This window comes from Ancylobacter sp. (genome assembly GCF_965249975.1).
Taxonomy (GTDB): domain Bacteria; phylum Pseudomonadota; class Alphaproteobacteria; order Rhizobiales; family Xanthobacteraceae; genus Ancylobacter.
This window is the reverse complement of the sequence record NZ_CBDFNE010000018.1, coordinates 422,882-434,543: the sequence shown is the minus strand read 5'-3', so window position 1 is coordinate 434,543 and position 11,662 is coordinate 422,882. Positions and strand designations below refer to the sequence as shown.

Sequence of the window (11,662 nt, the reverse complement as noted above, 5' to 3'; positions counted from 1 at the left end):
TCGCCTCCAATGCGTTCAACGCTCATTCCACCACCTCACCGAATGTAAAACTACTTGCCTTCGTCCGCCGCGAGGGCCTGCATCAGCTCGTCGTAATTCACCATGAACACATGGCTCATTCCCTGCGTATCCACGGCCGGCGTGTGCAGCATCGTCGCGGCGCGGCGGTAGGCGAGAAAACTGATATTCGGAATGTCCTCTTCATCGATCACCACGCGGTAACGGCCCGCAGGCTGCTCCTCCTGGAGGGCCTTGAGGGAAAAGGGGTGACGGAATGAGACCGTCATTTCTGTGGTCCGGGTGGTCATGGTGACCCGTCACCCCTTCTTCTTCGGCAGCGCGATGGCCATCACGGAGCCTTTCAGAGCCGTGGACGCCTCCACGGGCGGTTTGACCTTCTTCGGTTTCTTGGTTTCGCGGTTGCCGCGCAGTTGGCCTTTGGCCATGGTCATTGCCTCAACATCTAGGGTTGCTTGAGAACTCAGGACCCGGACCGCCTGCGGCCGGGATGGGGATGGCGCCGGCCCTTGCATCGACGCCGCGATCGGGATGTCGCGTGCGCAGTCGCCCGCCGTTGCGGTTTACGACGCACGCTCCGCGCGTATCGAACCGCCATGTCCGGAACCCGCGCGGCCTCGGTACCGAGGGCATCGGCTGAGCCATAGGGACGAGGGGTCGTTCCGAATTTCGACATCACCTGATTCAGCCGCCCAGACCGGTGAAACACCGCCAGGGTAGGCATGACACGCCAAAAAATCGGACGTTAAATGCCGCGTATTCCTCAGAAATCCACGCGGTAGGTCGGGAAAATAATAGTCAGTTCGGCCTTTGAAGCCAGATAAAATTCGCTATTTATTTCCATGGGGAATTATGGATGATGGACTATATTATTACAAGGGAAATGATCTCGCGCCGGAAACGCGCGACCACTCCCCCAAAAAAGCAGAATTTGAAACGGTAACTGAGCCGGAAGAGGCCCGCGCGGCGCCACTTCCAGGGCGGCGTCCGGTTTCGGCGGGACGGCCCCCGGGGCGCGGACCCTGCCGATCCGCCCGCATACGGAGAGGCCCGTGACCACCACGCTGAGCATCCATCACCGCACGATCTACCATTATCACCGGCCCGTGCTCCTGGGCGCGCATCGCCTCATGCTGCGTCCGCGCGAGTCGCGGGAGTTGCGCCTCAACGCCCTGACCGTGTCGATTGAACCGCCCGCCGCGGTCACATGGGCCCACGACGTCTCCGGCAACGCGGTTGCCACCGCGACCTTTCAGAACTTGACCGATCACTTGTCGATCGACAGCCTCGCCGAGATCGACCTCGACGCGGTGGAATGGCCGGTCTTCGATGTTGCTGCGTCCGCGATCGCCTACCCATTCGTTTACAGCGCCGACGAGTGGACGGACCTCGGCGCCTTGGCTACTCCGCAATATGACGACCCCGGCGGACGGCTGCGGGCCTGGAGCCAGGCCTTCGTGCGCGGCGCCTCCACCGACACCTTGGCCCTGCTGAAGGACCTCAATGCCGGCGTGACCGCCTGGATTTCCTACCAGGAGCGCGACGACGAGGGCACGCAGACGCCGGTCCAGACGCTCAAGCGTGGCTGGGGATCGTGCCGGGACATGGCGGTCCTGTTGGTCGAGGCGGTCAGAATCCTGGGATTTGGGGCGCGCATCGTCTCGGGATACATGCACAACCCGACCCTGGAGGCGACCGGAAGCGGGGGAGCGGGATCCACCCATGCCTGGGCGGAAGTCTATGTTCCCGGCGCCGGCTGGATCACCTTCGATCCGACCAACCGCAGCGTCGGGGGCGCCAATCTGATTCCGGTCGCCGTGGGGCGCACCATACAGCAGGTGATGCCGGTGACAGGCAGTTTCGTCGGCATGAATGACGCGTTCGATTTCATGTCCGTTGAGGTTGAGGTACGGGACCGATCGCCGGCGCTTCCGGTACCCTTCGGGGCATCGTGACCCAGAGCAAGGCCGCAAGGCCGACGGCGGCCGAGATGCCGGATGCGATGAGGATGCCGAGCTTGACCGTGTCCTGCTGGCCGGGCGCGAAGGCAAGTTCGGCAATGAAGAGGGCCATGGCGAAGCCGATGCCCGTGAGCAGGCTGCCCGACGCGATCAGCCCCCAGCTGAGCTGCCAAGGGCGCACCGCCAGTCGCAGCCGCACCGCAAGGATACTGAATAGAAGCACCCCCGCAGGCTTTCCGATCACGAACGCCGCCACGATGGCAAGGGTGAGCGTGGGGTCGAAGCCGGCCGTGCCGAAGGACGTGCCGGCATTGGCGAGCGCGAACAGGGGCATGATGATGAACGCGACCCAGGGGTGCATCATGATTTCGAGGCGTTCGATCGGCGACAGAGCCTCCCGTGCGGCCACGCCGACCCGCCGGAGATCGCCCCGCGCCTTGGTGCCCGCTTCCCAGCGCTCGCCGGGGGGATAGGCCGTCACCCGGTCGAGAATGGCGTGCAGCCGGCGATCGCTGACCCAGCTCCGCGCCGGCGTCATGAGGCCGAGGAGAACGCCGGTGAGAGTCGCATGGACGCCCGACAGGTCGAACGCCAGCCAAATGCAGCCACCGAGCGCGAAGTAAACGAACAGGCTCCGCACCCCGAGCCGCGCCACGCCCCACACCGTGGCGAGACCTAAGCCTGCGGCACCAAGCGCGATGACATTGAGGCCATGGCTGTAGCCGATGGTCACGACGAGAATGGCGCCCACATCATCAAAAATGGCGAGTGACAGGATGAAGAGGCGCAGGGTTTCCGGCACACGGGAGCCGAGCAGCGCCAGGCATCCGATGACGAAGGCGGTGTCGGTGGACATCACGGTGCCCCAGCCGACGCTCCCCGCCCCGCCCTGCATCACCAGGAGGAAGACGGCGACAGGTACCACCATCCCGCCAACCGCCGCCGCGAGCGGCAGCGCCGCGGCACGCAGCTGGCGCAGCTCGCCGAGCACCAGTTCGCGCTTCAACTCAAGGGCGATGAGGAAGAAGAAGAGGGTCATCAACCCGTCATTGATCCAGTGCTTGAGCGAGCGGTAGATCTCGAAGTCGCCGGCCCTCAGGCCGATCTTCATCTCCCAGAAGCCGGTCACGGCTTCGGACCAGGCCGTATTGGCGAGAATGAGGGCGATGACCGTGCAGCCGAGCAGGATGGCGCCGGCCAGAGCCTCGATGCTCAGGAAGCGCTTGAAGGCGTGGGTGATCCAGTCGGCTGGCTCAGAGGGCAGGCGCCCCATCGCCTCGCTCATAGGCGGCGGTCGTCCGGCAGGGCAGCCCAGGGCGTCGGCACGACCGCCACGTCGGTCACCTCGTAGGTCCACACACGGAAGGACTTCAGCACATGCGGCCCGAATGAATTGATCAGCGGGATGTCCGCCGCATCACGGCCCCGGGCGACGACGATCCGGCCAATGCGCGGCACGTTGTTGCGGGGGTCGAAGGCATGCCAGCCTCCGTCGAGATAGACCTCGATCCAGGCGCTGAAATCCATGGGGTCCACCACCGGCACGCCGATGTCCCCCAGATGCCCGTTCACATAGCGCGCGGGAATGTTGAGGCAGCGGCAGAAGGTCAGTGCGAGATGGGCGAAGTCCCGGCAGACGCCCACGCCTTCCTCGAATGCCTCGAAGGCGGACCGGGTGGAGCGGGCCTGCATGTAGTCGAAGTGGATATGGTTGTGCACGAAGTCACAGATCGCCTGCACGCGGCCCCATCCCGGCGCAATCGTGCCGAACATGTCCCACGCGATCTGGCTGAGGCGGTCGGTCTCGCAATAGCGGCTGCCGAGCAGATAGACGAGACAGGCGTCCGGCAGTTCGGGAACCGGAACCTCGCGCGCGGCGGTCATTGCCGGAGCCGGCAGGCCGCTATCCTCAAGGGTGGCATCGCCCCACATCATGAAGTCGCCGGGCGTTGCCACCAGCCTGCGGCACCGATTGCCGAAGAGGTCCCGATAGACCGTGCTCGGCACGGGCGGGGAGGTGAAGAAGGTTTCCGCCGATCGCATGTCGGGTGCGCGTTCATCGTGGATGGACAGCAGGCAGACAAGCGCGGTCGGCTGAGGACAGGTCAGTGTGATTTCGTAACCGGAGCGGATCAGCACGGGGCCATCCTGGCGTGGGGAGGGGTCATCGGATGTCCGCCGCGGTGAGAATGTAATAGGGACGGCGCCGGCCGCCCTCATAGGCCTTCGCCGCCGCTGCGTGCACAGCGCTGCGCCGCCGGTCGAAGGCGGAGAGAAAGGCATCTTCCTCAAGCTCTGTGAGATGCGCAGCCGTGGCAGAGGCCCCCAGAGCGCAGATCTCTATGAGGAAGGGAACCTCGAATATACCGTCATGGCCGGTAAAGCGGACCGCATTGCGGGCCTTGTCGAAGCTGCGGCTGTAGTTGGGAAATGCCAGCGTCATGGCGTGCGCCTTTCAGGCGGCAAGAGAAGGGCGAAGGCGCAGGAATGGAGTTCGCGCCCGGCTTCGTCGAAAATGGTCACCGCATCCGGTCGCTGCGGCATGTCGAGCGACTGGGCGAGGGAACTGGCCAAGGCAAGCGCCTCATCAAAGTTGCTCACCTCGCCGTCTTCCCGGCCCACCTGCGCGTGCGCCCCATCCTCGGGCCGGATGCGAAAAAACGTGATGACGATCCGCATGATGCCTGACTGCTCGATGCTCAGGTCCGAAACACGGACTGCGCCGTGGACGCGCCCTGGCCCGGTTCTTCGATGCGCACCAGATCCAGGCTCTCTTCCGTCGCCACCCGCTCGAACGCCTCGCTGTTCTGGCGCAGGCGGTACTGAAAGGAGCCGCCCAACGCCGGCATCAAACCCGTAATCCGGTAAACCTCGTCGAGCTTCTGCGCGGGATTGCGATACCTGCTCAGCAGCCGGACCGACTGGCCGATGGAATAGCGGCGCATGGGCTCGGTGAAAGCGGAAACGCGAGCACGGGCGGGGAAAGATGTTGTCACGATGTGTCTCCTCCTTGGAGAGCCGAGGCGAACTGAGAAGCGGCGCCGGGTGGCGCGCGGGCCGCCGGAATGCGTAGAAGGACATCCCGAGGGGGCCCCGTAGTCAGTGGGACGGGCCTGCACAGCTTGGTGCCGCGCACGTGCCTTGCCGGATGGCGATGAGGTCCCGGACATCCGCGCTCGCGAGAGCGCTGGTCACTCGATTCCAGACCTCCGGGGACGGCGCCCTCGCCCTGGCCGAGTCCACTCCCAGATCAACCTGACGCGCTGAAGCAGGCGCACGACGCGAGTGTTTTCTATCGGGGAGTATAAATAAAAACGCGAAAACGTCAATAAATATATCAAATATCTCTTATTTTATTGATTTTGCACCCGCATTCAAAAATCAGAATCAAAATAAATCCGGCCGATCCCAAATAAAAATGAACTTCGGATCCGCTTCGAGGATTGAGCTTCTGGCAGACCCTTGCACCTGTGAAACGCTGCGCTCCCCATGCAGGGCGTGCAGGACCGTTTCCATGGCAAAGAAAACGGTTGGAAGACCTTGTGGTCAGGACACCGGGAAGACCACGCCCTTCGCCGCGAGCGGTTTCCTCTGTTCCGGGGCGACCTGCCCGCACCACAAGCGGTGCCGATGGGCCGGGCAGAGTGTTCAGCCTCTCCGGGCACCAAGGTGATCTGACCTGTTGGCGCGATCATCAACCAGCAAGCACGCACTCTGCAAAAGGAGCCCATCATGGGGCGCGGAATTCTTCTTTGGCTGATCGGCATTCCGATCCCGATCATCATTCTCCTCTTTCTTTTTCTTCGCTAGGAGCTCCCAGATGACATCCACATACCCAGCGGCCAGCGTCGCTATGGCTCCTGTTGAAACACGGTCCCCTTCGATGAGTTGGGGGGCTGTCGTGGCGGGTGCCGTCGCGGCGGCCGCGCTCACCTTCGTTCTCATGCTGCTGGGCTCCGGCCTCGGCCTCACCATCGTCTCGCCCTGGGCCAGTGAGAGCACCAGCCTCGCCACCTTCGCTGTCTCCACCGCCATCTGGCTGGTGCTTGTGCAATGGCTCTCCTCGGGCATGGGAGGCTATCTGGCGGGGCGCCTCAGGGCCCGGCGCGACGGGGATGCGCATGATGAGACCTTCTTCCGCGACAGCGCTCATGGCCTGGTCACCTGGGCTCTTGCGACCCTGCTGATCGTCATGCTGATCGGCGGCGCCATGTCCGGCGTTCTCGGCACCGGCATGCGGGCGGCCTCGAACGTCGCCTCGGGAGCCGCCATGGGTGCCTCGGCAGGTGCCGCCAATGCCTCCACGGCCAGCGCCGCCAATCCCGCGTCCTATTTCGTGGACCTGCTCTTCCGCGAGGGCACGGCGGCGCAGGCGAACCCGGCCGCAGACACCGATGGCGGCGCCGCAGCCCAGGCGTCGCGCATCCTCGCCGAGGGCGCCCTGTCAGGCGCGGTCACCGCGGACGACAAGGCGTATCTCTCCCAATTGGTCGCCAGCAGGACGGGTCTCTCCCCCGCCGACGCCGCCGCGCGGGTGGATAGCGTTCTCGCCCGCGTCAACGACGCCCGGATGAAGGCTCAGGAGACAGCGGAGACGGCCCGCAAGGCCGGGGCCACCTTCGCCCTGCTCGGCACGCTCTCCCTGGTGTTGGGCGGCTTCATTGCCTGTGTCGCCGCCGTGATCGGCGGGCGCCAACGGGACGACGAAGGTCATCTTCCCCAGCGCGTCAAGCGCTGAAGCCAGACCCGGCCGGCCCCCCGGGGCCGGTCACATCCACACCAGCATGTCGTGGTGGACCGGCACCAACTGGTGCAGGATGCGGGGGGCCACCAAGGCCTCGAAGACGATCACCACCACCTTCTTCCCGGTCGGCGACGACTTTGAGGCGATTGCCGCCGCATGGGTCGCGTTCCTCAGGCAGGAATGTCAACGGGACCTCGACGACCCGCTGTTTCCGGCAACCCGCATCGCTGTCGGCCCGCGCGGCACCTTCGAACCCGCCGGGCTGGACCGCAAATGCTGGAGCACGGCCGCGCCGATTCGCACGATCTTCCGCAATGCCTTCGAAAACGCAGGGCTTCGCTACGTCAACCCGCAGCTTCACCGGCCTCCTCGGCGCCGGAGGCCCTGCAAGACCTCGCGCGGCAACTCACCGTACTCGCCGGCAGTGCGCCGCATGCATGAGCGCGCGAAGCCCCAAGTTCGTTCCGGTGGCTATTCGGTGGCTATTCAGACAACGCGGAAGCGTCGCGCGAGACGCGAGGTCTGTAAATCCGTCTGACTTTTCAAAGAGTTAAGTGGCGCACCCGGCACGATTCGAACGTGCGACCTTTGCCTTCGGAGGGCAACGCTCTATCCAGCTGAGCTACGGGTGCCTGGGCGCGAGGGATGCGCCTGTGCCGCGTCTTCATAATCGAAGCGCCGGCCCCCGGCAACGGGGGCGCGGGAGGTTTCATGGGGAGAGGGGCTGCAACCTCGCGCCGGCCGCCGCCGTCTAGGCCGGGCGCGCGCCGGCGAGCAGCGCCTGGATCCGCGCGGGCAGGGCCGTCGCGCCGCCGGGATCGAGCTCCACGCCCTCGGTGTCCGCCTTCAGGGCGGCGGCGAGGAGGTCGGCGACCGGCTCCATGTCCCCCGCACCGAGCCCAAGCGTGGCGAGAAACTGCGTGCCGACCCGCAGCGCGCTGCGCCCCGGCCGGGTGATGTCGGGGCACAGACCGACAATGATGCCGCCTTCCGCCAGCGCCGCCACCAGCGCGCGCGGCGCCGCCTCCGCCGCGATGGGGATCAGCATCTGGTGCGTATGGCCCGCCTCCGGCGCGATCACCGGCAGGCCGCGCGCGCGGCAGGCCTGCGCGAGGGTCGCCGTATTGGCAACGATGCGGCGGGCATAATCCGCCGCCCCGGCGCGCATGTCGGTGAGCAGGCGCAGCAGCGGCGGCAGCAGGGCGGCGTTGGAGTTGGCGAGGAAGCGGGCGTCGAGCAGCCGCGCCAGCGCCTCGCCCTGCGCCGGGTCGCGGCCGAGGATCAGCCCGTGCGGCAGGCCGGGCAGCGTCTTGTAGGTCGAGGTGACCAGCACATCGACCCCCGCCTCCAGCGGGTTCGGGTAGGTGCCGCCCGCGATCAGCCCGGCGACATGCGAGGCGTCGAACACGGTGGTGGCGCCCACCGCGCGCGCCGCCGCCACCACGGGCGCGATGTCGTCTGCCCGAACCATGACACTGCGCCCGAGCATGACGAGGCGCGGGCGCCGCTCTTCCACCAGCCGCGCGGCGCCTGTCTCATCGAGGCACAGGCCGGCGGCATCGAAGGGAAGCTCCTCGCAGGTTAGCCCGGCGAGATCCGGCGTGCCGCCGCGCCGCTGGCTCAGATGCCCGCCCTGCGCCTTGTCCGGCGCCAGCATTAGCTCGCCCGGGCGGGCGAAGGCGTGAAACACGGCGAGATTGCACAGGGTCGCGCTCGGCAGGCGCGGCTCGGCCCAGGCGGCACCGAACAGCGCGCAGGCTTCCGCCCGGATGGCCACCTCGAACTGCGAGACGATCTCGGTGCCCGGCTGCTCCTTGTCGAAGCTCGGCCCCATGGAGGGCATGGCGCCGAGGCCCGGCGCAAACGCCGCCAGCACGTCAGGCGAGGGCAGGTTGGCCCCGGCGTAGAGAACCAGCCGCGCGCGGGTCAGTGTTTGCGTGTGGCGGGCGGCGGCGGCGAAGAGTGGTGCGTGATCCCCGGTCATGGCACCGAGATAGCCGTTTCCCGGCCGCCGGCCAATGCTGCGGCGCGGGCATCCCGGCTGTGGCGAGCGGGCGGCGGGTTGTTATATAGCTCAGCCATGACAGACACACCCGCCGCCTCTGCCCCGCCGCCGCGCGCGCCGCTGTTCTCCCCCGAGGAGGTGGAGCGCTATGCGCGCCATCTCGTGCTGGCCGAAATCGGCGGGCCGGGCCAGCAGAAGCTGAAAAAGGCGCGGATGCTGGTCGTGGGCGCGGGCGGGCTCGGCGCGCCGGCGCTGATGTATCTCGCCGCTGCCGGGGTCGGCCATCTCACCGTCATCGACGATGACGAGGTGTCGCTGTCGAATTTGCAGCGTCAGGTCATCCACACGACCCAGGCCATCGGCCGGCGCAAGACCGAGAGCGCGGGCGCGTTCATCGCCGCGCTCAACCCCCATGTGGCGTTCGAGGGGATCACGGCGCGGCTGACGGCGGAAAATGCGCTGGCGCTGGTGGGCGCGGCCGATGTGGTGATCGACGGCTCGGACAATTTTTCCACCCGCTATCTCGTCTCGGATGCCTGCGCGCTGGCCGGCGTGCCGCTCGTCTCCGCTGCGCTGGGGCGTTTTGACGCCACGGTGACGACGCTGCGCCCGCATGAAAAGGCGCCGGACGGCACGCCGAACCCGACCTATCGCTGCCTGTTCCCGGAGTCGCCGCCGGCGGGGCTGGTGCCCAGCTGCGCCGAGGCCGGCATTCTCGGCGCGGTGGCCGGGGTGGCCGGCACGCTGGTGGCGCTGGAAGCGGCGCGCGCCGTGGTCGGCTTCGGCGAGGGGCTGGTCGGGCGGCTGCTGATGATCGACACCCTCACCATGCGCTTCGAGACGCTGAGCTATGGCTGGGACCCGGACAACCCGCTGACCGGGGAGAACCCGACGATCACGGACTTGTCGGGGCATAGGCGCTGACGGGCAGCGGGCTCCGCATCGCCTCAAGGGGGCGTCATCCCGGCCGAGCGCAGCGAGAGCCGGGATCGGGGCGGTCATTCTGCGCGCGATCCCGGATCGGCCTTCGGCCGTCCGGGATGACGATGTGCCGGACAAAGGCCCCCCGTCATGCTGAGGTGCGCGCGCAGCGCGCCTCGAAGCACGCAGATGCGTAGGTGTGGGCCTGAAGACGCTCTCCGGGGCCCCGGATCGGCGCCGCGCGGGGCGCGGCGTGTCCGGGGAAGCCGAGCGCGCGGGGGCTGTGCTGTCCCTCCGGCGAGCGTGCCGAACAGGCCTTGAGCCGCGTGCGGCGATCTACGTCACGCAGTAGCGCGCAGGCCGCTCTCGTGGATCTAAATCAGCACTCATGTAAAAATATAAAGATAAATCTGAATCAAAAACCGAATAAAATCGCAAATGTAGATACGAAATCATATCCCCGGATATCCTTTATGTCGCAGCCATCTATTTCAATATATATAAATTGATCAAGTTCAGGTGTAAAATATACATCTCTATCTATAGATTCTGTACATTTAAGGGTGACGTCGGAGCCTCCGTCTAACTGTTGGATGAACGCTATATATCCATCTTTTTTTGCAATATGCCGGGTGCCGTCGCCTATTTCGATGGTGCCACCAGGAAAATTTTCCACATGTACGACAAATACTATAATATTTAAGCTTATCATAAATATAAATAATGATATATATAATAATAGTAATCCAAATGTAGCAATTACAATACGCTTTATCATATGCGGCTCCGTGCGTAGACCGATTGGCTCGGCAAAATCCGCGATGTGTGGCCGTAATCGCTAAGATCATTAATCCTTGAGTGGGCGCGAGGCAACGCGACAGGGGCGCGCGCGTGCCATGGGGTGGCTCGGTCGGGCGCGGATCTGTCGGGGGCATAGGCGCTGAAGCGGCGCTTCCCGCATGGCTTCAGGCTGGCGTCATCCCGGCCGAGCGAAGCGAGAACCGGAATCGGGCTTGTCGTTGTGCGCGATCATGCGGCGCGATCCCGGATCGGCCTGCGGCCGTCCGGGATGACGATAGGAAGCCGGGCCTAAACAAGGCCCCGGGTACGCAACGTTTCAAAAAACCGTTCCAATTTTGGTTCCGACTTAAAATGCGGTCCATGTTCTTCTATCAGTTTCCGAGCCAACTCCCTGTCGCCGTCGGCCAAAGCGATGGCGACAGCGATTCGAGACATGTCACTTGGCAGAAGAGTAATCTGTCTCGCGGCATCGGAAAGCGCGAAGAACTCTTCCTTCACCTTGTGATAATCCGACCATTTTTCGAAGAATGGAAATACTCTTTCCTTATAATATCGTATTATCAGATTTGAAATACGATCGACATCACGCATTGATCGATATTTAATATCAAATAACTTATCTTCACTTGTTGACATCATTCCAATGAGCGCCATATTATTAAACATATTTTCCTTTATATTTTGGCCATCAATCCAAAAAATTCTCCATATCTCTCGCCAATTGATTCCACAATGCAGTTCGAATAGATGCATGTAGCAATAATTTTTATCCAGAACCTGAAATGATTTCTTCATATCGCGATTCCCTGAAGAGAAATTGAGATATGTATTTCGTCGTTTCGATGACATGCCCTCGTTGAAGACAAACTCTTCGACATTATTCATTATCTCTGTCCGGGCGTAGACGATCTGCTTGTCGATTTCCGGCACGAGAGTCGCTCCCGATAACAGTCGCATCCGATGAAAATATGCGGCGCCGTCCGAATCGTCACTGTCATCTTGTTCGCAATCGCCCATCGCAGAGGCGCCCCGTCGCCATGCCGGCTGCTCGATCTTCAGCGCCCGCGCTTACGACTCCGAGTGCGGCACCATCCCGCAACAGTCGGTCTTGCAATATATCGGTGCGATCCGCCGCGCCTATCACCGCGCCGCTGGGTACAGGACGAAAGCCCCCGCATGACGCAGGCCCTCTCCACTGTCGCGAGGCGTTGA

Annotated in this window: 14 protein-coding genes and 1 tRNA gene; 4 read left to right on the top strand and 11 right to left on the bottom strand. The window is 64.1% G+C overall.

The window, feature by feature from the left end; translation table 11 throughout:
- Positions 1–50 precede the first annotated feature (50 nt).
- Positions 51–308 carry a hypothetical protein gene (locus ACP2AH_RS15025; protein WP_425106536.1) on the bottom strand — a complete coding sequence of 86 codons (258 nt, stop codon included), beginning with the start codon at positions 306–308 and terminating at the stop codon, positions 51–53.
- Between the two features lie 9 nt (positions 309–317).
- Complete coding sequence (locus ACP2AH_RS15020) at positions 318–452, bottom strand: hypothetical protein (protein ID WP_425107066.1); 135 nt, start codon at positions 450–452, stop codon at positions 318–320.
- A 618-nt stretch (positions 453–1,070) separates the two neighbouring features.
- Here ACP2AH_RS15020 and ACP2AH_RS15015 point away from each other — a divergent pair.
- Positions 1,071–1,973 (top strand): transglutaminase family protein, encoded by a 903-nt coding sequence (locus ACP2AH_RS15015; protein ID WP_425106535.1) that lies wholly within the window; start codon positions 1,071–1,073, stop codon positions 1,971–1,973.
- Here the strand turns inward: ACP2AH_RS15015 and nhaA are convergent.
- The 5 genes from nhaA to ACP2AH_RS14990 are packed head-to-tail and all read right to left on the bottom strand — an operon-like array spanning position 1,906 to position 4,975.
- Positions 1,906–3,264: a Na+/H+ antiporter NhaA gene (gene nhaA, locus ACP2AH_RS15010; RefSeq protein WP_425106534.1), complete on the bottom strand. Its 1,359-nt coding sequence runs from the start codon at positions 3,262–3,264 to the stop codon at positions 1,906–1,908. The genes ACP2AH_RS15015 and nhaA overlap by 68 nt on opposite strands.
- Positions 3,261–4,118, bottom strand: a complete 858-nt coding sequence (locus tag ACP2AH_RS15005) for a transglutaminase-like domain-containing protein (RefSeq protein WP_425106533.1) — start codon at positions 4,116–4,118, stop codon at positions 3,261–3,263. Before ACP2AH_RS15005 ends, nhaA begins: the two co-directional genes overlap by 4 nt.
- A gap of 25 nt (positions 4,119–4,143) precedes the next feature.
- On the bottom strand, positions 4,144–4,422 hold the full coding sequence (locus ACP2AH_RS15000; RefSeq protein WP_425106532.1) for a DUF1488 family protein: 279 nt from the start codon (positions 4,420–4,422) through the stop codon (positions 4,144–4,146).
- On the bottom strand, positions 4,419–4,658 hold the full coding sequence (locus tag ACP2AH_RS14995) for a hypothetical protein (RefSeq protein WP_425106531.1): 240 nt from the start codon (positions 4,656–4,658) through the stop codon (positions 4,419–4,421). Before ACP2AH_RS14995 ends, ACP2AH_RS15000 begins: the two co-directional genes overlap by 4 nt.
- A 20-nt stretch (positions 4,659–4,678) precedes the next feature.
- Positions 4,679–4,975: a hypothetical protein gene (locus ACP2AH_RS14990; RefSeq protein WP_425106530.1), complete on the bottom strand. Its 297-nt coding sequence runs from the start codon at positions 4,973–4,975 to the stop codon at positions 4,679–4,681.
- A gap of 824 nt (positions 4,976–5,799) precedes the next feature.
- On the opposite strand from ACP2AH_RS14990, the gene ACP2AH_RS14985 reads away from it, so the two are divergent.
- The gene (locus ACP2AH_RS14985) at positions 5,800–6,717 is read left to right on the top strand and encodes a hypothetical protein (protein WP_425106529.1); all 918 of its coding nucleotides are present in this window, start codon (positions 5,800–5,802) and stop codon (positions 6,715–6,717) included.
- 46 nt (positions 6,718–6,763) lie between these two features.
- The gene (locus ACP2AH_RS14980; RefSeq protein ID WP_425106528.1) at positions 6,764–7,261 is read left to right on the top strand and encodes a hypothetical protein; all 498 of its coding nucleotides are present in this window, start codon (positions 6,764–6,766) and stop codon (positions 7,259–7,261) included.
- Positions 7,262–7,278: 17 nt separating this feature from the next.
- Here ACP2AH_RS14980 and ACP2AH_RS14975 read toward each other — a convergent pair.
- Positions 7,279–7,355, bottom strand: a tRNA-Arg gene (locus tag ACP2AH_RS14975).
- Between the two features lie 119 nt (positions 7,356–7,474).
- Positions 7,475–8,707, bottom strand: coding sequence for a glycine hydroxymethyltransferase (locus tag ACP2AH_RS14970; RefSeq protein WP_425106527.1), 1,233 nt, complete (start codon positions 8,705–8,707; stop codon positions 7,475–7,477).
- 141 nt (positions 8,708–8,848) lie between these two features.
- Here ACP2AH_RS14970 and ACP2AH_RS14965 point away from each other — a divergent pair, with 141 nt between their 5' ends.
- Positions 8,849–9,652 carry a HesA/MoeB/ThiF family protein gene (locus tag ACP2AH_RS14965; protein ID WP_425107047.1) on the top strand — a complete coding sequence of 268 codons (804 nt, stop codon included), beginning with the start codon at positions 8,849–8,851 and terminating at the stop codon, positions 9,650–9,652.
- Positions 9,653–10,064: 412 nt separating this feature from the next.
- On the opposite strand, the gene ACP2AH_RS14960 is transcribed toward ACP2AH_RS14965, so the two are convergent.
- Positions 10,065–10,427: a hypothetical protein gene (locus tag ACP2AH_RS14960; protein WP_425106526.1), complete on the bottom strand. Its 363-nt coding sequence runs from the start codon at positions 10,425–10,427 to the stop codon at positions 10,065–10,067.
- Between the two features lie 311 nt (positions 10,428–10,738).
- Positions 10,739–11,467, bottom strand: a complete 729-nt coding sequence (locus tag ACP2AH_RS14955; RefSeq protein WP_425106525.1) for a hypothetical protein — start codon at positions 11,465–11,467, stop codon at positions 10,739–10,741.
- Between the last annotated feature and the right edge of the window lie 195 nt (positions 11,468–11,662).

Bases quoted from the DNA above. Each gene is read 5' to 3' on its own strand.
- ACP2AH_RS14995 (WP_425106531.1), bottom strand. From the start codon at position 4,658: ATGCGGATCGTCATCACGTTTTTTCGCATCCGGCCCGAGGATGGGGCG.
- ACP2AH_RS14955 (WP_425106525.1), bottom strand. From the start codon at position 11,467: ATGGGCGATTGCGAACAAGATGACAGTGACGATTCGGACGGCGCCGCA.
- ACP2AH_RS14980 (WP_425106528.1), top strand. From the start codon at position 6,764: ATGTCGTGGTGGACCGGCACCAACTGGTGCAGGATGCGGGGGGCCACC.
- ACP2AH_RS15020 (WP_425107066.1), bottom strand. From the start codon at position 452: ATGACCATGGCCAAAGGCCAACTGCGCGGCAACCGCGAAACCAAGAAA.
- nhaA (WP_425106534.1), bottom strand. From the start codon at position 3,264: ATGAGCGAGGCGATGGGGCGCCTGCCCTCTGAGCCAGCCGACTGGATC.
- ACP2AH_RS14985 (WP_425106529.1), top strand. From the start codon at position 5,800: ATGACATCCACATACCCAGCGGCCAGCGTCGCTATGGCTCCTGTTGAA.
- ACP2AH_RS14970 (WP_425106527.1), bottom strand. From the start codon at position 8,707: ATGACCGGGGATCACGCACCACTCTTCGCCGCCGCCGCCCGCCACACG.
- ACP2AH_RS15025 (WP_425106536.1), bottom strand. From the start codon at position 308: ATGACCACCCGGACCACAGAAATGACGGTCTCATTCCGTCACCCCTTT.
- ACP2AH_RS15000 (WP_425106532.1), bottom strand. From the start codon at position 4,422: ATGACGCTGGCATTTCCCAACTACAGCCGCAGCTTCGACAAGGCCCGC.
- ACP2AH_RS14960 (WP_425106526.1), bottom strand. From the start codon at position 10,427: ATGATAAAGCGTATTGTAATTGCTACATTTGGATTACTATTATTATAT.